This is a genomic window from Burkholderia contaminans (assembly GCF_029633825.1).
Taxonomy (GTDB): Bacteria; Pseudomonadota; Gammaproteobacteria; order Burkholderiales; family Burkholderiaceae; genus Burkholderia; species Burkholderia contaminans.
In genome coordinates this window covers 638188-659922 of sequence record NZ_CP090641.1, presented here as the reverse complement: position 1 = coordinate 659922, position 21735 = coordinate 638188, and the positions used below count along the sequence as shown (strand labels likewise).

The 21735-nt window shown below is 68.3% G+C and carries 21 protein-coding genes and 2 pseudogenes; 17 read left to right on the top strand and 6 right to left on the bottom strand.

Annotated elements, in window-relative coordinates; genetic code table 11:
• The first annotated feature begins 55 nt into the window (after positions 1 to 55).
• The 4 genes from LXE91_RS20675 to LXE91_RS20660 all read left to right on the top strand — a co-directional run bounded on the left by LXE91_RS20675 (position 56) and on the right by LXE91_RS20660 (position 4539).
• Positions 56 to 1264 (top strand): porin, encoded by a 1209-nt coding sequence (locus tag LXE91_RS20675; RefSeq protein WP_039343898.1) that lies wholly within the window; start codon positions 56 to 58, stop codon positions 1262 to 1264.
• Positions 1265 to 1539: 275 nt separating this feature from the next.
• Positions 1540 to 2778, top strand: a complete 1239-nt coding sequence (locus LXE91_RS20670) for an ABC transporter substrate-binding protein (RefSeq protein WP_039343900.1) — start codon at positions 1540 to 1542, stop codon at positions 2776 to 2778.
• Between the two features lie 34 nt (positions 2779 to 2812).
• Positions 2813 to 3682, top strand: coding sequence for a carbohydrate ABC transporter permease (locus LXE91_RS20665; protein WP_039343902.1), 870 nt, complete (start codon positions 2813 to 2815; stop codon positions 3680 to 3682).
• Positions 3652 to 4539, top strand: a complete 888-nt coding sequence (locus tag LXE91_RS20660) for a carbohydrate ABC transporter permease (RefSeq protein ID WP_371295954.1) — start codon at positions 3652 to 3654, stop codon at positions 4537 to 4539. The genes LXE91_RS20665 and LXE91_RS20660 overlap by 31 nt, the downstream gene beginning before the upstream one ends.
• Positions 4540 to 4571: 32 nt before the next feature.
• Here LXE91_RS20660 and LXE91_RS20655 read toward each other — a convergent pair whose 3' ends face one another.
• Complete coding sequence (locus LXE91_RS20655; protein ID WP_039343904.1) at positions 4572 to 5594, bottom strand: LacI family DNA-binding transcriptional regulator; 1023 nt, start codon at positions 5592 to 5594, stop codon at positions 4572 to 4574.
• A 6-nt stretch (positions 5595 to 5600) separates the two neighbouring features.
• On the opposite strand from LXE91_RS20655, the gene LXE91_RS20650 reads away from it, so the two are divergent.
• A complete protein-coding gene (locus LXE91_RS20650) occupies positions 5601 to 6521 on the top strand; it encodes a phosphatidylinositol-specific phospholipase C (protein ID WP_152269756.1) in 921 nt (306 codons plus the stop codon).
• Here the strand turns inward: LXE91_RS20650 and LXE91_RS20645 are convergent.
• Entirely contained in the window at positions 6518 to 7474 is a 957-nt protein-coding gene (locus LXE91_RS20645; RefSeq protein ID WP_039343909.1) for an alpha/beta hydrolase family protein, read from the bottom strand. The two genes, LXE91_RS20650 and LXE91_RS20645, sit on opposite strands and share 4 nt — an antisense overlap.
• A 57-nt stretch (positions 7475 to 7531) precedes the next feature.
• Entirely contained in the window at positions 7532 to 8143 is a 612-nt protein-coding gene (locus tag LXE91_RS20640; protein WP_039343911.1) for a LysE family translocator, read from the bottom strand.
• A gap of 88 nt (positions 8144 to 8231) precedes the next feature.
• Here LXE91_RS20640 and LXE91_RS20635 point away from each other — a divergent pair, with 88 nt between their 5' ends.
• On the top strand, positions 8232 to 8759 hold the full coding sequence (locus LXE91_RS20635) for a GNAT family N-acetyltransferase (RefSeq protein WP_039343912.1): 528 nt from the start codon (positions 8232 to 8234) through the stop codon (positions 8757 to 8759).
• A gap of 18 nt (positions 8760 to 8777) precedes the next feature.
• Here the strand turns inward: LXE91_RS20635 and LXE91_RS20630 are convergent, their stop codons facing one another.
• Positions 8778 to 9839: an alkene reductase gene (locus LXE91_RS20630; protein WP_039343915.1), complete on the bottom strand. Its 1062-nt coding sequence runs from the start codon at positions 9837 to 9839 to the stop codon at positions 8778 to 8780.
• Positions 9840 to 9921: 82 nt separating this feature from the next.
• On the bottom strand, positions 9922 to 10230 hold the full coding sequence (locus LXE91_RS20625; RefSeq protein ID WP_011354559.1) for an ArsR/SmtB family transcription factor: 309 nt from the start codon (positions 10228 to 10230) through the stop codon (positions 9922 to 9924).
• 189 nt (positions 10231 to 10419) lie between these two features.
• On the opposite strand from LXE91_RS20625, the gene LXE91_RS20620 reads away from it, so the two are divergent.
• From LXE91_RS20620 to LXE91_RS20585, 8 genes and pseudogenes are all read left to right on the top strand, one after another.
• On the top strand, positions 10420 to 10650 hold the full coding sequence (locus LXE91_RS20620) for a hypothetical protein (protein WP_039343920.1): 231 nt from the start codon (positions 10420 to 10422) through the stop codon (positions 10648 to 10650).
• Positions 10647 to 11450, top strand: coding sequence for a transporter substrate-binding domain-containing protein (locus LXE91_RS20615; protein ID WP_052759328.1), 804 nt, complete (start codon positions 10647 to 10649; stop codon positions 11448 to 11450). Before LXE91_RS20620 ends, LXE91_RS20615 begins: the two co-directional genes overlap by 4 nt.
• A gap of 4 nt (positions 11451 to 11454) precedes the next feature.
• Positions 11455 to 12189 carry an ABC transporter permease gene (locus LXE91_RS20610; protein WP_039343925.1) on the top strand — a complete coding sequence of 245 codons (735 nt, stop codon included), beginning with the start codon at positions 11455 to 11457 and terminating at the stop codon, positions 12187 to 12189.
• Entirely contained in the window at positions 12186 to 12953 is a 768-nt protein-coding gene (locus LXE91_RS20605; RefSeq protein WP_039343927.1) for an ABC transporter permease, read from the top strand. Before LXE91_RS20610 ends, LXE91_RS20605 begins: the two co-directional genes overlap by 4 nt.
• A 25-nt stretch (positions 12954 to 12978) precedes the next feature.
• Positions 12979 to 14360 (top strand): annotated as a pseudogene (locus tag LXE91_RS20600) (LLM class flavin-dependent oxidoreductase).
• Positions 14361 to 14462: 102 nt separating this feature from the next.
• Positions 14463 to 16024, top strand: a pseudogene (locus LXE91_RS20595) (sugar ABC transporter ATP-binding protein).
• Positions 16021 to 17079, top strand: a complete 1059-nt coding sequence (locus LXE91_RS20590) for an ABC transporter permease (RefSeq protein WP_039343932.1) — start codon at positions 16021 to 16023, stop codon at positions 17077 to 17079. The pseudogene LXE91_RS20595 and the gene LXE91_RS20590 overlap by 4 nt, the downstream one beginning before the upstream one ends.
• 167 nt (positions 17080 to 17246) lie before the next feature.
• A complete protein-coding gene (locus tag LXE91_RS20585; RefSeq protein WP_039343934.1) occupies positions 17247 to 18317 on the top strand; it encodes a substrate-binding domain-containing protein in 1071 nt (356 codons plus the stop codon).
• A 120-nt stretch (positions 18318 to 18437) separates the two neighbouring features.
• Here the strand turns inward: LXE91_RS20585 and LXE91_RS20580 are convergent, their stop codons facing one another.
• Entirely contained in the window at positions 18438 to 19034 is a 597-nt protein-coding gene (locus tag LXE91_RS20580; RefSeq protein ID WP_046196558.1) for a carboxymuconolactone decarboxylase family protein, read from the bottom strand.
• 182 nt (positions 19035 to 19216) lie between these two features.
• Between LXE91_RS20580 and LXE91_RS20575 the strand changes: the two genes are divergently transcribed.
• From LXE91_RS20575 to LXE91_RS20565, 3 genes are all read left to right on the top strand, one after another.
• A complete protein-coding gene (locus tag LXE91_RS20575) occupies positions 19217 to 19528 on the top strand; it encodes a winged helix-turn-helix transcriptional regulator (protein ID WP_223274307.1) in 312 nt (103 codons plus the stop codon).
• Between the two features lie 83 nt (positions 19529 to 19611).
• Positions 19612 to 20304 (top strand): HAD family hydrolase, encoded by a 693-nt coding sequence (locus tag LXE91_RS20570; RefSeq protein WP_039343936.1) that lies wholly within the window; start codon positions 19612 to 19614, stop codon positions 20302 to 20304.
• A gap of 34 nt (positions 20305 to 20338) precedes the next feature.
• Positions 20339 to 21691 (top strand): MFS transporter, encoded by a 1353-nt coding sequence (locus tag LXE91_RS20565; RefSeq protein ID WP_157644943.1) that lies wholly within the window; start codon positions 20339 to 20341, stop codon positions 21689 to 21691.
• Positions 21692 to 21735 lie beyond the last annotated feature (44 nt).

The following is a 21735-nucleotide window of genomic DNA, read 5'->3' as shown; positions in this document are numbered from 1 at the left end:
TATCGACAACTCCATCGATCTGCACTGCGAATCGATGACAACAGAGGGGCGGGACATGAAGATTGGACGACGACTGGCCGCGGCTGCGGCGACGCTGGGCTGCATGCACGCACATGCGCAGACCTCGGGCAGCGTGACGCTGTACGGCACCGTGGATACCGGCATCATCTACTCGACGAACCAGCAGTTCACGCGCGCCGACGGCAGCACGGGCGGCGGCCATGCGTGGCAGATGGGCGGCGGCAACCTCGTGCCGTCGCGGTTCGGCTTCCAGGGTGCCGAGCCGCTTGGCGGCGGGCTCAATGCAGTGTTCACGCTCGAGCAGCAGTTTCTGTCCGCGAACGGGCAGGCGCTGCAGGGCGGCACGGCCTTCAGCCGGCAGGCATGGGTCGGGCTGCGCCAGGACGGCATCGGCACGCTCGGCCTCGGCCGCCAGTACGACTCGTACACCGACATGCTCGGTGCGTACGTGTCGAGCAACAACTGGTCGACGCCGTACGGCTCGCACCTCGGCGACGTCGACAACCTGAACGCCGCGTTCAACTTCAACAACGCGGTGAAGTTCACCAGCGCCGATTTCAACGGCCTCACGTTCGGCGGCACGTTCAGCTTCGGCGGGCAGGCCGGCGATTTCTCCGCAAAGCGCGGCTATGCGGTCGCCGCGACGTACACGCGCGCGCCGGTTGCATTCTCGATCGGCTACCTCGACCTGCACCAGCCGCTCGACGCGGCGCTCGGCGGCGCGACCGGCTATATCGGCGATTTCGCGTGCAGCAACCCGGGCGCGATGGTCTGCCTGTTGCAGGACGCCGGCTCGATGCGCGCGTTCGGCGCGGGCGGGTCGGTCACGTTCGGCGACGCGACGATCGCGCTCACCTATACGCATACGCGCCTCGGCGACAGCCGCTATTTCTCGACCGCCGCACAGCCGCGCACGCAGGCGTTCACGTTCGATATCGGCGAGGTGAACGCCACGTACATGTTCACGCCCGCGCTGCAGGGCGGCGTCGCCTATATCTTCAACGCCGTGCATACCGACGGGCGCGGCACGACGCGGTTCCACCAGGTGAACGTCGGCACGAACTACAGCCTGTCGAAGCGCACGGCGCTGTATGCGGTCGCGATCGGCCAGATCGCGAGCGGGAAGGGGCTCGGCACCGACGCGGACGGCAACGCGGTGAACTACGCGCAGATTCCGGTGCTCGCGAACAGCAACTCGAGCCGGCAACTGGCGGTGATGGCCGGCATTCGTGTGAACTTTTAAGCGCAGGGCACGGGACACGGCGCGCGGAACGCGGGCGGCCGGCGACGCGCAACGGGCGGTGAGCAGCAGGTGGGTGGCGGGCGGCCGGGTTGCCGCCCGGCTCGCTGTGGCAAGCGCTCGGCAGGCGCCGCGCACCGGTGATCGCCGTGTGCCATAAATTCTTAACGATCGGCGTGAACAATGGCGTTCGCAACAGGCGGCCACACGCATCTCCCGCGTTGCACACGTGTGCAACGCCTGGCCGTCCCGCCACCACGCCGAACGAGAGAGACCTCATGACCTTGCTGAGCCGCCTGCGCGCGCTGTCCGCCGCCCTTGCGCTGTCCTTCGCCGCCACGCACGCCGTTGCCGCGGATCTCGTCATCGCAGGCCGCGACGACATCTACGGCAAGGGGCTGGCCGACGCCGTCGCCGGCTTCAACAAGCTGCACCCGGGCACCGAGATCGAGCTGCTCAAGCTGCCGAACGCGAACCTGTACCAGAAGCTCAAGCTGTCGATGCGCGAAGGCACCGGTGCATACGACCTCGTGATGATGGATGACACGTGGGCGCCCGAATTCATCGGCAACGGCTGGTTGAAGCCGCTGCCCGCGTCGCTTGCCGACGCCGATCTCGTGCCGTCCGCCGTCGCGCTCGGCCGCAACGCGGCCGGTGCGCTGTACGCGCTGCCGATCGTCGGCAACGTCGAAATGTTCGCGTACCGCAAGGACCTGCTCGCGAAGTACAAGCTGCAGCCGCCGCGCAACTGGGACGACGTGCTGAAGATCGCGCAGACCGTCGGCGGCGCGGACAAGAGCGTGTCGGGCGTCGTGTTCCGCGGCACGAAGGGCAACCCGGTCGTGACGGGCTTCCTGCCGATCCTGTGGGCCTACGGCGGTGACGTGTTCGACCGTGCCGGCAACGTGACGATCGATTCTCGCGAAGCGCAGGCGGCGCTGAAGACCTTCCTCGCGCTGAAGGCATCCGCGCCGAAGGACGTCGACGTATATGGCGCGGCCGAAGTACGCGACGCGCTGCAGCGCGGCACGGCCGCGCAGTCGATCGAGGTGTGGCCGGCGTGGGTGCCGGCGCTCGACGATCCGAAGCAGTCGCGCGTGGTCGGCCAGATCGCGCTGCAGCCGCCGCCCGGGCAGACCGCGGGCCCGGCGCCGATGCTCGGCATCTGGCAGATGGGCATCCCGAAGGACGCGCCGCACGCGAAGCTCGCGCAGGATTTCCTCGCGTACCTGACCGCACGCGACACGCAGACGCGCCTTGCCGGCATCGGCATTCCGCCGACCCGCCGCAGCGTGTTCAACGATCCGGCGCTGGTGCGCCAGTACCGCTGGTATCCGGATCAGCTGAAGGCGCTCGAAGCCGGCCGTGCGCGGCCGCGCGTGAACGACTGGCAGCAGGTCGAGAGCATTCTCGGCGACCAGCTGCAGCTCGCGCTGACCGGGCAGGCCGCGCCCGACGCCGCGCTGCGCCAGGCGCAGCAGAAGATCGCGCAGGCGACGGCCGCGGCCGGCAAGTGACCGCGCGTCTCCAACCCTCGCCGGAACACAGCGCATGAAAGCCTTCGGCCGCAGCCTGCCGTTCGTCGCGCTGCTCGGGCCCGCGCTGCTGGTGCTCGCCGCGCTCGCGCTGTATCCGGTCGCGCAGGTGCTGATCGATTCGTTCTGCCGGGTCGACTACTCGGCCGGCCGGCGCGCGTTTACCGGGCTCGCGAACTATCGCGCGGTGCTCGGCGACGACGCGTTCACGGCCGGCTTCGGCAACACGCTGCGCTTCACGATCGTCGCGTCGCTCGCCGAAGTCGCGCTGGGCTTCGGCCTCGCGCTGCTGTTCGTGCGTGCGTTTCCGGGGCGACGCATCGCGCTGCCGCTCGCGATCCTGCCGATGATGCTGTCCACGCTCGTGTGCTCGGCGATCTGGCGCAACTGGCTCAACTTCGACGGCTTCCTGAATGCGCTGCTCGCGGCGTTCGGCGTCGAAGGCGTGCGCTGGCTGTCCGATCCGCATCTCGCGCTGTGGTCGCTCGCGCTCGTCGACGTGTGGCAGTGGACGCCGATGGCGTTCCTGATCGTGCTCGCCGGGCTGCAGTCGATCCCGCAGGAGCTGTACGAAGCCGCGCGCACCGACGGCGCGAGCGAGTGGCAATGCCTGCGCGACATCACGCTGCCGCTCGCGGCGCCGCAGATCGGCCTTGCGCTGCTGCTGCGTTCGATCGACACGTTCAAGCTGTTCGACAAGGTCTATGCGCTGACGGGCGGCGGCCCCGGCAACGCGACGCAGACTTTGTCGACCTATATCTACGACACGGGCTTCCGCTTCTTCAACGTCGGCCCGGCGAGCGCCGCGTCGGTGCTGATGCTCGCGGCGTCCGCGCTGCTGGTCTCGGGGTACGTATGGCAGACGGTTCGCAAGCGGCGCGCATGACGGCGCAACCCGCTCGCATCACGGGCGCGCGAACGGGCGCCGCATTCGGTCGCGCGATGCCGTGGGCGTTGCGCATCGCCGCGCTCGCGCTGTTGCTGCTGCCGTGCCTGTGGATGGCCGGCGCGGCGTTCATGCCGACACTCGAACGGCTCGATCATCCGTTGCGGATCTGGCCGGCCGCGCCGACCTTCGAGCATTTCGCGTCGGTATGGTCCAACGGCATCGGCGCGCCGCTGTTCAATTCGCTGCTGGTCGGCTTCGGCACGACGCTGCTCGCGCTGGCGCTCGCGTTTCCGGCCGCGTACGCGCTCGTGCGGCTGCGTTTTCCGGCGCGGCTGGACCTGCTGTTCCTGGTGCTCGTGCTCGCGTTGAAGCTGATGCCGCCGATCACGATCGCGGTGCCGCTGTTCGCGCTCGCGAAGCGGCTGCACCTGCTCGATTCGACGCTCGGCCTGATGCTCGCGTACCAGATCTACGCGCTGCCGATGGCGATCTGGATGCTGCTCGCGTTCGTGCGCGACGTGCCGATCGAATACGAGGAAGCCGCCTGCATCGACGGCGCGGGGCTTGCTCGACGCCTCGTGCAGATCGTGCTGCCGCTGTGCGCGCCGGGGCTGATCGCGACCGCGATCTTCGTGTTCATCGCCGCGTGGAACGAATTCCTGATCGCGCTGCTGTTCGTGTCGACGCCGAGCCGCTTCACGCTGCCGCTCGCGATTGCCGGCTATGTGACGGAGAACGGCATCGACTGGGGCGACCTGATGAGCGCGGGGCTGATGGCATCGCTGCCCACGCTGGCCGTGGCCGGCTATGTGCAGCGCTACCTGCTGCGCGGGTTCGCGGGCGGGCTGAAGTGACGCGCGGCGCCGCCGCGCCCGATCTCCCCTGGTTATGCGCAGCTGGCCCGCACCACCTGCGTGACCGTCACGATGCGCGTGCGCGACGGGCCGTCGAACGTCTGCATCCGGTCGGCGAGCAGGTCGATCGCCGCGTGCGCGAGGCCGCGCGTGTCCTGTCGCAGCGTCGTGAGCCGATACGCGTCGTATTCGGCGGCCGGGATGTCGTCGAAGCCGATCACGCGCACGTCGTCCGGCACGCGCAGCCCGAATTCGCTGCGCGCCACGTCGATCACGCCGAGCGCGAGCAGGTCCGACGAGCAGAACACGCCGTCGGGCCGCTTGCCGTTCGCGAACAGTTGCCGCGCGGCTTCGACGCCGCTTGCATGGGTGTCGGACGGCGTGTCGAGCACGTGTGCGAGTGTCGAGTCGAATGCATCGCCGCGCCCGATCGCATGCTCGAACGCGGTAGCACGCGACTGCGCGCTGTAGCTCGCGCCGAGCGGCCCGACGAACGCGAGCCGGCGCGCGCCGGCCCGCACGAGCCGCTGCGCCGCATGGGCGGCGCCCGCCGCGTTGTCGCTGACGACGATGTCCGCGCCCGGCAGGTTCGCCTCGCGGTTGATCATCACGACCGGGATCCGGTGTTCGAGATACTGCTGCGCCACCGACAGCGGCGGCGACGCGGACGTCATCACGAGGCCCGCGATCCGGTAGCTGAGCAACTGTTCGAGCGATTGCCGGACCTGGCGCGGATCTTCCGCATTGGTCACGAGCGGCGTGAGCGCGCGCTGCCCGAGCGCGGCCATCAGGTCCGACAGCAGCCGTGCGCGAAACGGATTCTCGAACCCGGCCGTCACGACGCCGATCATGCTGCTGCGCTGCGTGATCATGTCGCGCGCGATCAGGTTGACCTGGTAGCCGAGCGCGCGCGCGGCGACCATCACGCGTTCACGCGTCTGCGGGGCGATACTCGCTGTCGGCGAGAACGCACGCGACACCGCGGAGCGCGACACGCCGGCGCGCGCCGCGACATCCGATGCCGTGACCCACGGCTTTCTTTCCTTGTCATTCATCGATTCATGATCCCTTCGAGCCACGATACGTGCATGCCGCCCGCCGACTGGATGTCGGCGCTCGACGATGCGCGACTGCTGCATACGCTGACCCTACCGGGCAGCCATGACACCTGTGCGTATACCGTCGACGACGGGCTCGTGCGCACCCAGCGTGCGCCGCTCGATGCCCAGCTCGCGCATGGCGTGCGGCTGCTCGACATCCGCTGCCGGCACGTGCGCGATGCGTTCGACATCCATCACGGCGGCATCGCGCTCGGCATGACGTTCGACGACGTGCTGGCAACCTGTGCGCGTTTTCTCGAAGCGCATCCGCGCGAATGCATCGTAATGTCGGTGAAGGATGAATGGCCGGCCCATGCTTGCACGCGCAGTTTCGATGCGACGTTCGACGCGCATCGTGCGCGGCATCCGCGGCTGCGCTGGCATGCCGGCGGCACGCTGCCCACGCTCGGCGACGTGCGCGGCGCGATCGTGCTGCTGCGGCGTTTTCGCAGCAGCCGGCCGCTCGGCATCGACCTGACCGCGTGGCCCGACAACGCGACCTTCACGATCGATCATCCCGACGGCGCATTCGTGATCCAGGACGAATACCGCGTGCCGGTGGCCGCGTCGATCGGCTGGAAGTGGCGTGCGATCGACACGCTGCTGACGGACCTGCCGTCGCCGGACAGCGGCCGCTGGGCGATCAACTTCTGCAGCGGGACCGGGATGGGCGCGAATCCGTCGGTGGTCGCGCACGGCGACGGCAGGGTGCGGGGCATTCATGCGCGGCTGGCCGAGCGGCTGCGCGAGCAGCCCGGCCCGTATGGCACGATGCTGCTCGACTTCTGCGACGACGACGACTGGGCGCTGGTGCGCGCGCTGATCGCGTGCAACGACCATGTGCCGGCGCCGGGCGTCTGGCGCAAGACGTTTCGCTGTTAGCGCAGATTCGCGCTGAAGAACGCGAGCGCCTTCGCATCGAGCGTTTCGTGGAAGGCCGCGCGATCGAATCCCTTCGCATCGGTACAGACTTCAGGCGAGACCTGCGCCAGTTGGTCGGAGCACGGCGCGAGAAACGCGAAATGCGCGGAGTGGGGCACGACGTGGAATTCCGGCCGTTTCGGCAGCATGCCGGCCAGCGCGGAGACGGTTTCCGGCTCCACGCCGTCGCCGCCCGCTTCGGATCCCCACAGCTGGATCGGCGCGTGCACGTCCTTCAGCGTATCGGCGGTCGGGAATTCGTTCATCGGGTCGGCGATCACGTAGGCCTTGATCCGCGGATCGTGCGTCAGCGGCTGGCGCGGCAGGTCGTGGTCGCGGATCTGCTTGCAGATCAGCCAGGTCGGGTCCGGGCAGGCCACGTGCGCGTGGACGAAATCCGGATTGGCGCCGGCCAGCACGAGGCCCGTATAGCCGCCGCGCGAGAAGCCGAAGAAGCCGATCCGGGCGGGATCGACATGCGCGGCGTCGGGCCCGTTGGCCAGCATGTAGTCGACCAGGCGCTTGATGTCCTCCGGCCGCTCGACCAGCTCCCGCAGGTCGGCCGCGCGGCTCATGTCGGTATGCGTGTCGCCGGGATGGTTGATCGCCGCGACGACGTAGCCCGCGTCGGCGAGCGTTTCGGCGAGGTCGTGATGCCCGAAGTACGTGCCGGCGTGGCCGTGCGAAATCACGACGAGCGGCAGCTTGTCGCCGACGGTCGGGCAGTTGCGTTGCCCTTTCAGCAGGAACGGGCCGATCGTGAGCGACTGCGCGGGCGCCGCGCACGGCGTCCAGATGACCGCGCGCAACTCGGGGCCGGCCGCGTCGGCAGGGATGGTGACGAACTTGAGGCCGGCCGCATGCGCGACCGTGGCGGACAGGCAGAGCAGGGCAGCCGAGAGCCAGGTCTTCATGTCGATTCCCCGGGGCAATTGGAGGGGCGCGGCGCGACGTGCGCCGGACAGATGCGCTCAGCGCGTCGCGATCGCCACCGCCGCACCGGCCATCGCGGTCGCGCTCGTGCGGTTGGCGAACCGCTTGGCTCGCGCCGACGTCAGGAACGCTCGTGCGCGTGACGCCAGCAGCGACCAGACGCAGTCGGCAAGGATCAGGACCGCGAGCATCGTGCCGACCAGCTCGGCCCACGCAGTGACACCGACGTGCGAGAGATCGACGATCGTCGGCAGCAGCGCGAGATAGAACACCATGATCTTCGGGTTGCCGAGCGTAACGAGCATTCCCGCGACGAACATGCGCCACGGCGACTGGCCGCGCGGCAGGTCGTCGTCGCCGGTCGCGGTCGGTGCCGTCCACATCTTCCACGCGAGGAACAGCAGGTACGCGACGCCGAGCAGCTTCAGCACGATCAGCCCGGCCGCGAACGTGCGCGCGAACGCGGACAACCCCGCGACCGCGAGCGTGAGCCACAGCGCTTCGCCGAGCCACATGGCCGCGAGGAACGGCAACACGTCCCGCACGCCGTTCGTCAGCACGCGCGCGACCAGCGCGGCGACGCTCGGCCCGGGCGTGCCGGCGGTGACGAGCAGGGTGACGGCGAAGACGGCGAGCGCGGACAAAGCCATGACGAACCTCTTGGGTGGGGGCGTTCGAAACGTATGAGGTTTCGATTATAGTGACGGCCGTTCCAGACTGCCTGCCTGAATTGCCGTGATGACTGCATCGATCCTGATCCGTCCCGCCACGCGGGAAGACGCGGCCGCGATGGCCGCCGTCGAAGTCGCCGCCGCGCAGCGGTTCCGCGCAATCGGCATGACCCACATCGCCGAAGGCGAGCCGACCGATGCGGCGGCCGTGCTCGTGCGTATCGACGACGGTCGCGCGTATGTGGCGGTCGATGAGCAGGGGGCGTGCGTTGGATTTGCGTTCTACCGGCTGCTCGATGCGCAGCGGCTTTACCTGGAAGAACTGGATGTCGCGCCGTCGCATGCCGGACAGCGGATCGGCGCGCGCCTGATCGAACAGGTGACGGCGCGCGCGGCGCAGGAGGGGATCGCGGAGATCGTGCTGTCGACGTTTCGCGACGCGCCGTGGAATGCGCCGTACTACGCGCGCCTCGGTTTCAGCATCGTCGACGACGCCACGCTCGACGACATGCTGCGCGAGATCCGCGCGCACCACGTCGCCCTTGGGCTCGACGAGACGCAGCGCGTGTTCATGCGGGCGGACGTGCGCCGCTGAACACGCGCTGCCGGGCCGTCAGGCCGCGTCGCTCAGCGCCGGGTAATCGGTATAACCCGTTTCGCCTTCCGCGTAGAACGTTTCCGGCACCGGCTTGTTGAGCGGTGCGCCGAGTTCGAGGCGGCGCGGCAGGTCGGGGTTCGCGATGAACAGCTTGCCCCATGCGATCGCGTCGGCGTTGCCGCTTGCGAGCGCGGCCTGCGCGGTGTCGAACGTGAACTGCTCGTTCGCGATCAGCGGGCCGCCGAACGCTTCCTTCAGGCGCGGGCTCAGGTGATCGCCCGAATACGACTCACGCGTGAAGATGAACGCGATCTTGCGACGGCCGAGTTCGCGCGCGACATAACCGAACGTTGCCGCCGGATCGGAATCGCCCATCGTGTGCGCGTCGCCGCGCGGGGCAAGGTGCACGCCGACGCGGCCGGCGCCCCACACGTCGATCGCCGCATCGACCACTTCGAGCAGCAGGCGTGCGCGATTCTCGATCGGGCCGCCGTATGCATCGGTGCGGTGGTTGGTGCTGTCCTGCAGGAACTGGTCGAGCAGGTAGCCGTTCGCACCGTGGATTTCGACGCCGTCGAAGCCGGCCGCTTTCGCGTTCTCCGCGCCCTTGCGGTACGCGGCGACGATGCCCGGGATTTCGTCGAGCTCGAGTGCGCGCGGCGTCACGTACGGGCGCTGCGGACGCACGAGGCTCACGTGGCCGCCCGCGGCGATCGCGCTCGGCGCGACCGGCAGGTCGCCGTTCAGGAACACCGGGTCGGAGATCCGGCCGACGTGCCAGAGTTGCAGCACGATGCGCCCACCGGCCGCATGCACGGCCTGCGTCACCTGTTTCCAGCCCTCGACCTGCTCGTCGGACCAGATGCCGGGGGTATCCGCGTAGCCGACGCCCTGAGGCGTGACCGACGTTGCTTCGGTGATGATCAGGCCGGCCGTCGCGCGCTCGGCGTAGTAGCGGGCCATCAGTGCGTTCGGCACGCGCGTCGCACCGGCACGGGAGCGGGTGAGCGGCGCCATCACGATGCGGTTCGGCAGGGTCAGGTCGCCGAGGGCGACGGGATCGAACAGGGTGGGCATGGCAAATAACCTCTTCACGAAAGGCGGGAAACCGTCGCGTCATGGGCGACAGCGCTCCGCATGGCCGGTTCGGCCGTGTTGACTAGAGTTCGCGGCGCAGGGCGTCGTGAAATGCGTCGATGACGGCCTCGTTGCGCTGAAAGAACGCCCACTGGCCGATCCGTGTCGACGTCACGAGCCCCGCGCGCTGGAGCGTCGCGAGGTGCGCGGAGACCGTCGACTGCGACAGCCCGCAGCGCGCGTCGATCTGGCCCGCGCAGACGCCGTGTTCATACGGCAGCGTCTGGTTCGGGAAATGCTCGCCCGGCGTTTTCAGCCAGTTGAGGATTTCCCGGCGCACGGGGTTCGAGAGCGCTTTCAGGATCGCGTCGATGTCGAGTTCGGTCGGCATGGAGGGGTGGGGCGTTTCGGTCGGGCAACAAGGTATCGTCGATGGGCGAATCTTATATCGGAATTTTGCGATATGTTTGAAAGCACTGCTGGCAATGGGGTTGATAGCTGACCCCAGCCCACAAAACTGTCCCGGTGGAAAGTGGAAAGTGCCGGCATGACGCTGTCATCGAGACAACGAGGTCATGCCATGAAGAAGAGCGAGTTCACCGACGAACAGATCGCCTGCGCGTTGAAGCAGGCCGAGCGGGGTGCCCCGTGCGTGGACGCCAGACGCTGCGCGGTTCCGCGCATATCGCGCAATCAGATATCCATCGCGAAAATAACCATTTGGTACACGCATCGGCGGGCATTACAGTCTGGCCTCCTGCCGGCTGCACCGCCGGTCGTTCCGACGTTATTCCAGAAATTCGCCACATGAATCGTTTGATGCGTTCCAGGGTCCGCCGTGCCGCGGCCGCGCTGTTCGTGCTGGGCCTAGTGCCGGTTTCCCATGCGGCCCAGCCGACGTTGCGCGTCGGCATCGACGCCGAGTCGTACCCCCCGTTCTTTTCGAAGGATGCCTCCGGCAAGTGGAAAGGCTGGGAAGTCGACGTGCTCGATGCCGCGTGCGGCAAGCTGAACGTGCGGTGCGAACTCACCGACATCGCGTGGGACGGCCTGATTCCGGCGTTGCAGAACCGCAAGATCGACGTGATCTGGTCGTCGATGACGATCACCGGCGAGCGGCAGAAAGCCATCGATTTCAGCCGTGCGTATTACGAATCGCCGACGGTGTTCGTCGGCGCGAAAAGCGACCGGCGCCGTGTCGACTGCGCGGCTCCCGCGACCTTCAAGGGCCGCGTGATCGGCGTCGAGGCCGGCACCAACTTCTCGGCCTTCCTCGACGCCCGCTTCAAGCAGGACGCGCAGATCAAGGCGTTCGACAAGTTCGACAATGCGCTCGCCGATCTGGTGTCCGGCCGCGTCGACTACGTGCAGGAAGGCAAAGGGTTGTTCACGGCGTTCCTCGCGTCGCGCGACGGCAAGGACTTCGAGGTCAAGGCCACGTGCGCGGACGATCCGGTGCTGGGCCTCGGCGTTGGCGCGGGCGTGCGGCACGGTGATGCGCTGCGCGGCAAGCTGTCGACCGCGATCGCGCAACTGCAGCAGGACGGCACGTGGGATGCGATCACCGCCCGCTATCCGAACCTGAAAGGCACGATCGAGAAGGGCCGCTGACCCCATGGCCGCGGACGATTCGCTGCTCGCGCTGCTCGCATTCGGCGACGGCGGCTACGGCCGCGTGTTCGCGGGCGCGTTCGCGCTGACGTTCGGCGTCGCCGCGGCGTCGTTCTGCACCGGCGTGCTGCTCGGTATCGCCGGCGCGCTCGGCAAGCTGTCGCGCCACGCAGCGCTCGTGTGGCCGGCGCGGCTCTATACGACGCTCGTGCGCGCGCTGCCCGAACTGTTGTGCCTGCTGCTCGCGTTCTACGCGGTCGCACCGGCCATCGAGAACGCGCTGCGCACCAGCGGCCTCGTATCCGGGGACTTCGCGTTCGACCCGTTCGTCGTCGCCGCACTGTCGCTCGGTTTCATCCAGGGCGCGTATCTCACCGACATCTTCCGCGCGGCGCTCGTCAACGTGCCGGTCGGCCAGATCGAAGCCGCGCACGCGTACGGGATGACGCCATGGCAGACGTTCGCGCGTATCCGGCTTCCGGCTGCCTCGCGGCTTGCGTTGCCGGGCGTCGGCAACGTGTGGCTGAACGCGACCAAGGACGCGTCGTTCATCAGCGTGCTCGGTTCGTTTACGGATCTGCTGAAGGCGAGCCAGCTCGCGGCCGGCGCGACGCGGCACTACGTATTCTTCTACCTCGTCACGGCCGCACTGTTCCTGCTGTTGAGCATTACGTCGAGCGGCCTCTTCGCGGCGCTCGAACGGCATGTGAATCGCGGCACGAGGCGCGCGACCACATGATCTTCTCGCTGCCTTTCCTGCTCGACACGGTGATGCCGAAGCTGCTCGCCGCGGTGCCGACCACGCTCGCGCTGACGCTTGTGTCGGGTGCGGCCAGCCTGCTGCTGGGCGTGCCGCTCGCGCTCGCCGCCGGTGCGCGCCATACGCCGTTGCGCTGGTCCGCGCGCAGCTGGCTCATGCTGATCCGCGGCACGCCGCTGCTCGTACAGCTCTATCTGCTTTACTACGGATTCGGCCAGATCGTCCCGCGTGAATGGATGCGCGACAGCTGGGCGTCGCCTCTGCTGCGCGACGCGTTCTGGTACGCGATCGTCGCGTTGAGCGTGAACGAGAGCGCGTACGTCGCGACGATCCTGCGCGGCGCGATCGCCGGCGTGCCGGCCGGCGAGATCGAGGCCGGCCATGCCTACGGGATGAAGCGCGTGCAGGTGCTGCGCCGCATCGTCGGCCCGCGCGCATGGCGGCTTGCGCTGCCCGCGCTCACCGGCGAGGCGATCCTGCTGCTGAAATCGACCGTCCTCGCGTCGACCGTGACCGTGTTCGACGTGATGGGCACGGCCAATACATTGCGCTTCGAGACGTTGCGCGTATACGAACCGCTGGCCGGTGCGGCGATCGTCTATGTCGTGCTGGTCGCGCTGCTGACCATTCCCGCCGCCCGTCTCGAGAAGCACGTCAATCGCTACCTGACGCGCACGACCGACGACCGCCTGCCCGTACGGCGCCGCCGTGCGTCGTCGGGCGCGTGGGCGGCACCCAACTGACTCCTGCCTGGTACCGATTTCGACGATGTCCGATCCTCGCCCCTTGCTGTTTTCCCTGTATGAACAAGCCAGTGTCGGCTGCGGCGGCGCGCCGAGCCTGTGGACTCATCCCGCCGACGAGCGGCTGCGCGCGAATACGCTCGCGTTCTGGTCGAACCTCGCGCGCACGGCCGAGCAGGCCGATCTCGACATGCTGTTCTTCGCGGACGTGCTTGGCCTGTACGACATCTATGGTGGGTCGGCCGACGCGGCGGTCCAGTGGGCGGTCGAGGCGCCCGCGAACGATCCGATGATGCTGATTCCGGCGCTCGTCGCGCAGACCGAGCGGCTCGCGTTCGGGGTGACCGCGAGCACGACCTACGAGCACCCGTTCGCGCTCGCGCGCCGTTTCAGCACGCTCGATCACCTGAGCAACGGCCGGATCGGCTGGAACATCGTGACGTCCTACCTGACGAGCGCGGCGCGCAATTTCGGGCTCGACCGAATGATCGGCCACGATGAACGCTATGCGCGCGCGGAGGAGTTTCTCGACGTCGCCTACAAACTGTGGGAAGGCAGCTGGGCGGACGACGCGGTCGTCGCCGACAAGCACGCGCCGCGCTATGCGCGCGGCGACCGCGTGCGACCGATCGCGCACGACGGCACGCATTATCGCGTGCAGGGGCCGCACGTCTGCGCGCCGTCGCCGCAGCGCTCGCCGGTGCTGATCCAGGCCGGCTGGTCGGGGCGGGGCGCGAGTTCGCGGCGAAGCACGCGGAGGTGGTGTTCGTCGCGAAGTCGAATCCGCACGAGATTCGCACGGGCCTCGACGAGATTCGGCGGCTCGCGGCCGAACGCGGCCGGGCGGCGGACGACGTGAAGTCGCTGACGGTGCTGCGGATCGTGACGGCGCGCACGTCGAGCGACGCGAAGGAGAAATATCACACGCTGCAGCAGCACTATCACCAGCGCGCGCAGCTCGTCAGCTATGCGGGCGACACCGGCATCGACATCGACCGCTATGCGGACGACGAACCGCTGACGACGCAGACGGAAGGGCTGACGTCCTACGTGGTGCGGCCGGACGGCAGCGGCAAGCCGCTCACCGCCGGCGACGTGCGGCGCAAGTTCGCGAGCGTCACGCGCGGCACCGACCTGATCCTCGTCGGCTCGCCGGACGAAGTCGCGGACCAGCTCGCCGAGCACGCACAGCAGTCGACGACGAGCGGCTACATGCTCAATCCGCTGATCAGCCCGGGCACGCTCGACGATTTCGCCGAACTGATCGTGCCGGAACTGAAGAAGCGCGGCCTGTACCGCACGACGCCGGCGAGCGGCACCTTCCGTTCGCGGTTGAGCGGGCGTGACCGCCTGCCGGACACGGCCTATGGCGCTTCGTTCCGGTTTCCCGTGGCTGAAGCGGGCTGACCAGCCGATCAATGCCGGACGACTTTCATCGGAGTGGCGTGACATGATCGATGACGTACTGTTCCTGCAGCAACCGCGTCGTGCCGACCGGAATCTTTCGGCATGAACGGCGCGACGAACGAAACCATGGACGCGACGCGGCGCGAAGATCGACCCCATCGATCGGCGTCGTCGCCGGTCCTGAGCGCCACGGGCATCGCGAAACGCTTCGACGCGACCGTCGCGCTGGCGGCACTCGACCTGTCGATCGGCGCGGGTGAAGTCGTCGCGCTGATGGGCGCGAACGGCGCCGGCAAGTCGACCTTCGTCAAGATCCTGAGCGGCGCGCTGCAAGCAGACGGCGGCACGCTGACGCTGCGCGGCGACCCGTATCGGCCGGCGTCGCCGCACGCGGCCAAGCGGCTCGGCGTCGCGACCGTGCACCAGTCGGTGGCCGACGCCGTCGTGCCGACGCTGTCGATCGCCGACAACCTGCTGCTGGACCGGTTATGCGACCCGGCCTCGCCGTGGCGCGCACCGCCGGCCGCGCGGCGTGCCGCGGCGCTGTCGCTCGCCGCACGGGTCGGGCTCGATGTCGATCTGGCGGCGCCGCTGGCCTCGCTGTCGCTGGCCGACCAGCAGCGCGTGACCCTGGCGCGCGCGCTGGCCGGGCAGCCGTCGTTGCTGATTCTCGACGAACCGACCGCCAGCCTGTCCGCAGCGGAGGCCGAGCGGCTGTTCGTGCTGGTGGACGCGTTGCGTCGCGACGGCGTCGCGATCCTGCTGGTGTCGCATCGGCTCGGCGATTTGCGCCGCATTGCCGATCGCGCGGCGATCGTCCGCGACGGCCGGATCGTCGCCGACCTGGCCGCGCCGATCGATTTCGACGCCGCGGTGGAAACGATGATCGGGCGGCCGCTGCCGCGAGCGCGTGCCCTCGCGCCGGAGCAGGCCGCGCAGGCCGAATCCGGGCCCGGATCAGGCTTCAGCGTGCGGCAGATCCGGCTGACGCCGACCAGTACGCCGTTCGATCTCGACGTCCGGCGCGGCGAGATCGTCGCGATCGCGGGCCCGGTCGGCGGCGGCAAGTCGCGCTTCGCGCGGACGATCTTCGGCGCCGTGCGGGCGGCGGCCGGCGAGATGACGCTCGACGGCCGGCCGTGGCGGCCACGAACGCCCGCCGACGCGATTCGCGCCGGCGTATTCCCGCCGGCGAGGATCGCTGGCGCACGTCGTTGTTTCCCGACAGCGTCCCGTTCGCATCGATCGCGGGCACGATCGGCTTTCCGTTCCTGTCGCGCTGGTTCGCGAGCGGCGCGGTGCGTCGAGCGCGCGAACGCACGGCCGCCGCGGCGGCGATCGCGCGGTTCGGGATTCGCTGCGAAGGCCCCGACGACCGCGTCGCCCACCTGTCCGGCGGCAACCAGCAGAAGGTCGTGCTCGCGCGCTGGCACGCCGAGCCGGCGCGGCTGTTGCTGCTCGACGAGCCGTTCCAGGGCATCGATGCCGGGGCGCGCGCCGATATCGTCGATACGTTGCGGCGTCATGCGCATGAGCGCACGACGATCGTGTTCGTCAGCGATCTCGAGGAAGCCGCCGAGATCGCCGATCGTATCGTGCGGTTCGATCGCGCGACGCTCGATTGCCTGCCTCCGACTTCTTCCATCGTGGGTGCCTGCTCATGAAACCCGTGACTTCCTCCGCAGTGCGTCCTGCCGTTCCCGTCGAACGGTCGTCGCGCCCCTGGCCGGCCCGTCTCCGCGATACGCTCGAACGAACCGGCATCCTGCTCGTGCTGGCCGTCCTCGTGGTCGTGTTCGCGCTCAGGGAGCCCGCGTTCCTGAACGTCGATAATCTGTTCAGCATCCTGCAGGCGGTGTCGATCGTCGCGTTGCTCGGCATCGGCGTGACGGTCACGCTCGCGGCCGGCGGTTTCGACCTGTCGGTCGGCAGCGTGGCCGCGACCGCGCAGATGGCCGCGAGCTACGTGCTGGTCGTCTGGCACGGCAGTGCATGGGCGGCCGTGCTCGCCTGCGTCGTGCTCGGCGTGGCTGCCGGCGTGTTCAACGGCTTGCTGATTACGTGGCTGCGCGTGCCCGACCAGCTCGCGACGCTCGGCACGCTGTTCCTGCTGGCCGGCCTGCAGTTGATCCCGACCGGCGGCCGTTCGCTCGCGACCGGCTCCGTGCTGCCCGACGGCACGGACGCGACGGGCGTCTTCCCCGACGCCTTTCTCGCGCTCGGCCGGCTGCGCGTGTTCGACGTCGTCCCGTTGCCGGTCCTGCTACTCGCGGCGGTGACGGTGCTGGCCTGCGTGACGATGGAGGCGACGCGCTGGGGCCGCGTGATCTACGCGATTGGCGGCAACGAGACGGCCGCGCGGCTGGCCGGCGCGCCGGCCGCGCGCTACCGGGTCGCCGCGTATGTCGTGTCGGGCGCGATCGCTTCGCTGGGCGGCGTGCTGATCGCCGCGCGGGTCGGCCGCGGCGACGTGAGCGCGGGCCACTCGCTGCTGCTCGATGCGGTGGCGGCCGCGCTGATCGGTTACGCGGTGTGGGGCGCGAAGCGGCCGAACGTGTTCGGCACGGTCGTCGGCGCGGTGTTCGTCGGCGTGCTGCTCAACGGGCTGACGATGCTGAACGCTCCCTACTATATGCAGGACTTCATCAAGGGCGTGCTGCTGGTGCTGGCCCTCGCATTTACGTTCGGCATCGGTCGCCGCGCGGACGCCAGGGCGTGATGCGTGAGGTCGCCGAGACTCGGTTCGGGCATGGACGGGGTCGGAGAATCCGCAGGCGGGACCGTTTGTTATCCAAAGTAATATCGATTGCCGAATCGGTCGGTTTGAGTTCGCGTGCCGTGCTGATAGATTGAGCCGATATCGTCCTGTACGGAGACAGACACGCCATGCGCTCGTTGCTTCGCCGAAAGTCGCGCCTCGAACCGAAACTCGGTGCACTCGTATTGGGCGCCGCACTCGCGCTCGGTATGCCCACCGCACACGCCGGCCCGCTCAAGGGCGCGCCCGCGCCGTTCGACAAGGGCGGCGTGAAGATCGCGCTCGTCAACTACCTGTCGACCGGCGATTTCTTCCAGGCCTACGAAGCCGGCGCGCAGAAGCAGGCACGCGCGCTCGGCGTCGATCTGCGCATCTACGAAGGGCGGCAGGATGCGGCCGAGCAGCGTGAGCAGATTCAGCAGGCGATCAGCATCGGTGTGTCCGCGATCATCGTCAATCACGGCTTGCCGGAATCGCTGAAGGACGTCGTGCAGCGCGCGCTGGACAAGGGCATCAAGGTGGTCGCGTTCGACGTCGATCTCGCCAATCCGAAGGTGCCGCAGATCGAGCAGAACGATCGCGACCTCGCGAACCTGCTGCTGGATCAGGCCGTGAAGGACAACGGCGACGCGTTCGCGGCAGGGTACGTGTACGTGGCCGGATTCGCGCCGCTCGACCGGCGCGATGCCGCGTGGCGCGACTTCAAGCGCGCGCATCCGAAGGTGCAGGAAAAGGCGCGCTGGGGCACCGTCGACAATCCGATCGCGCAATCGGTCGCGAACCAGGCGGCGGCCGTGTATCGCGCGAATCCCGACATTCGTGTGGTGTTCGCGCCGTACGACGAGTTCGCGCGCGGCGCAAAGCTCGCGGCGGACGAGGCCCGGCTCTCGTCGAAAATCCGTATCTACAGCGCGGACGTGTCGACGGCCGACATCGAGGCCATCCGCGCGCCGAACAGCCCGTGGGTCGCGACGGCCGCGACCAATCCGGCGGTCGTCGGTGCGGTGTCGGTGCGGGCCGCGGCGCTGCTGGTCGCAGGACAAAACCCGGGCGCGCGCATCGCGGTCAAGCCGGCGCTGATCACGCGCGACGATCTCGTGAAGAACGACATTCATACCGTGGCCGAACTCGGCGCGAAGTTTCCGGCGTTTCGTGCGAGCGACGCGGCGACGGCCGCGTGGATTCCGGCGATCGACTGATCGCTGCGGCACGCAGCAAATCCGGACTCTGCGCCCGCTTCGATGCAGTGCTTTCGCAGCGCGCCTTCAGCGTGGCGACATCGATGCCGGGTTGCAGCTTGAAGAAGACGATTTCGGTAATCACGTTCGATCCTCGGTTGGCAAATCGGGGGAATCGAACGCACATCCCGACGCACGAGCCGGAAATCGCGCCGCATGCGCCTCCATCGGCAGGCGCAGTGCATTCGCGAGATAGCTCACCGTCCGATAGAAGCCGGCAAGCATCAGTAGCTCAAGCAGCGCCTCGTCGCTGAAACGCCGACTCAGCGCGTGCCACAGGCCATCGTCGATATCGCAGTGCCGATGCAGCGCATCGCACATCCGGATCAGCAACCGGTCGTCATCGTTCCAGCATGCATCGTCGGCCGAACCGTGAGCCAACGATCCGGTCTGCTCGCCGGTCAGCTTCGCCGCCCGTGCGAACACGGCCACATGCACGCCCCATTCATATTCGGACCCGCAAAGCGCGGTGGTGCGATCGATGACGATCTCGCGTTGCCGGATGTCGAGATGGCCCTTGTCCAGCAGGCCGGCGGCAAAGAATTTCGTGAACAGGCGCGGATCGCGTGCGACCGTGGTGAAGAGTCGCAGCGGTGGTCGGCCCTGCATGATCCGTTCGATCGCGGCTGCGATGTGGGGAGCGAACGGTGGTGATGCGGATGCAATGCGCTGAGTCATGTGAGCCTCGTGCCTGAGACGATGCATGCGTGGAAGCGTAGGCGTGGTGCTTTAAAAAGTAAAGCAGAGTAGAAGTGCGATTCAAGTAATTGACGCCGTCTGTCGATTGCTTTAAAAAGTACAGCATGACCACACCAAAAATCGGACAACGCGTTCGCGGATCGAAGACGGGACGGCCCATCATGGTCGTGCTGGATCTGCTCGGGCGGCGCACTGCGCTGCGCATCCTGTGGGAACTGCGCGGCGAGCCGCTGACGTTCCGCGCACTGCAGGAAGCCTGCGAAACGAATGCGCGCCTGCTCAACACGCGGCTGGCCGAGCTCAAGGCGTCGGGCCTCGTGGAGCATGGCGAGGGCGGCTACTGCATGACGGCCGAAGGCCGGCGGCTCGAAGCGGCGCTGCAGCCGTTGCTGGGGTGGGCAAGACAATGGGCGAAGCGCGATCCGGAAGGGCTGGACGCGGCCGATCGCGAGCAATCCGGTCAGTCACGCTGACCGCTCGATGCGCGGGCGCGCATCGCAACGTCATTCCGGGGCATGCGTCGGGCATGGTCCATGTTTGCCTGAGGAGTCCTTTCATGCGTGTGCGGGCCGTCATATTCGACTTCGACCTGACGCTGGCGGATTCGTCCGCGGCGATCATCGAATGCACGGAATACGCGTTGCATCAGCTTGGGGCAGCCGGCGCGACACCCGCGCAGATCGGTGCGGTGATCGGGCTGACACTGCCGCAGATGTTCCGCGCGTTGACGGGCGAAACCGAACCGGCGCGGGCCGACGCGTTCGCGCGGCATTTCGTGGCGCGTGCCGACGCGATCATGGTGCCCGGCACCCGCATTTATCCCGAGGTGCCGCCGCTGTTTGCCTGGTTGCGGGCGCAAGGGCTCGCCGTCGCGATCGTGTCGTCGAAGTTTCGCTACCGGATCGAGGCGATTCTCGAGCGTAACGGGTTGCAGTCACTCGTCGACGTGCTGATCGGCGGGGAAGACGTGCAGCGTCACAAGCCGGATCCCGAAGGGCTCGTGCAGGCACTGGCGCGGCTCGATCTGCCGGCACACGCTGCGGTCTATGTCGGCGACCACGCAGTGGACGCACAGGCGGCCGAGCGGGCCGGCGTGGCGTTCGTCGGCGCGGTAAGCGGGATGACGTCATTCGACGAATGGGCGCGTGCGGGCAAGCAGGCGGTCGCGACGCATATCGGCGACCTGGCCGCGATCGTGCAGCACATGCAGCGCGATCCGGGCCAAGCGTGCGGCCCGCACGATGCCTGACGCCGGATTCGGGAGCCGCACGATGCCGCGCCACGTGAACCATCTCCGCTGGAAGATCGTCGCGTTTCTGCTCGCGCCGCTGACCTTCGTGATGACGCTCGATCGTGCGGCGATGGCCGTGGCCGCACCGACGATCCAGGGCGAACTCGGCCTGTCGATCGTCGAGATGTCGATGATCCTGACGATTTACTTCTGGGCCTATGCGATCGGCCAGATGCCGGCGGGGCGCGCGGCCGAACGCTTCGGCTCGCGCGGCGTGCTGTTCGGCACGAGCACGCTGTGGTCGCTGATGATGATCGTCACGCCGTTCGGCAGCGCGTTTGCCTGGCTGTTCGGTTGCCGGCTGGTGCTCGGCGGCGCGCAGTCGGCCGACTGGTCGAGCAGCGTCGTCGCGCTCAAGCGCTGGTTTCCGGCCGGCGAGCGCGCAAAAGGCAATGCGGCGCTGCTCGCGGGACTGTATCTGGGGCCGATCGTGTCGGCGCCGCTCACAGCGTGGACGATCGTCCATTTCGGCTGGCATGCCGTCTTCTATGGATTCGGCGCGCTCGGCCTGCTGCTGGGTGCCATCTGGTGGTTCGGCTACCGCGATGCGCCGGCGTCGCATCCGCTCATCACGCAGGCCGAGGCGGACTACATCGCGGCCGGCCAGCCGCCCGGCGACACGGTCGTGTCGGGTTCGCTCATGCGCTGCCTGCGATTGGGACGCTTCTGGATCTTCGGCGTCCAGTATTTCCTTCTCGTGCTGATCCAGAGCTTCTACACGGTGTGGCTGCCGACCTACCTGATGCATGCGCGCGGACTGTCGCTGAAGGCGATGGGGATGGTCGCATCGCTGCCGTGGGTTGCCGTGTTCGTGGCGGTATTCGTCGCGGGCACCGTCAGCGACCGGTTGCTGAAGAAAACGGGTTCGATCTACTGGGCACGCACGCCGGTCGCGGTGGCGGGATTCGTCGTGAGCGCGCTGGCGCTGGTCGCCGCGTCCCGCGCGCAGGCGATGGCGGCGGTGATCGCGCTGCTGTGCCTGTCGTTTGCGGCCGTCGGGTTCGTGCAGGTCGTCGTCTGGTCGGCCGCGCAGGATCTCGGGCGGCCGTTCGCCGGCGTGATGTCGGGCTGGACCAACGTGTGGGGCGCGTTGTCGAACGTCGCGGGCCCGATGGCGCTCGCGCTCGTCGTCAAGGTCACCGGCAGCTGGGGCAGCGGGATGTTCGTGATCGGTGCCGCGGCCGCTTGCGGCGCGGTGCTGTGGCTGTTCGTCCATCCCGAGCGCCCGTTGCTCGCCGTGGCGGCGGGCAACGGGCCACCGACGGCAGGGGGCCGGAACACGCCGTGCGGCGATGCGCATGAAACCCGCGCCGACGCCGGGCGGGTTTCCGAGCCGGCCGACTGAGCCGGATGACGCAACGGGCCGGCCGCGCGCGACGGATTCTGCGA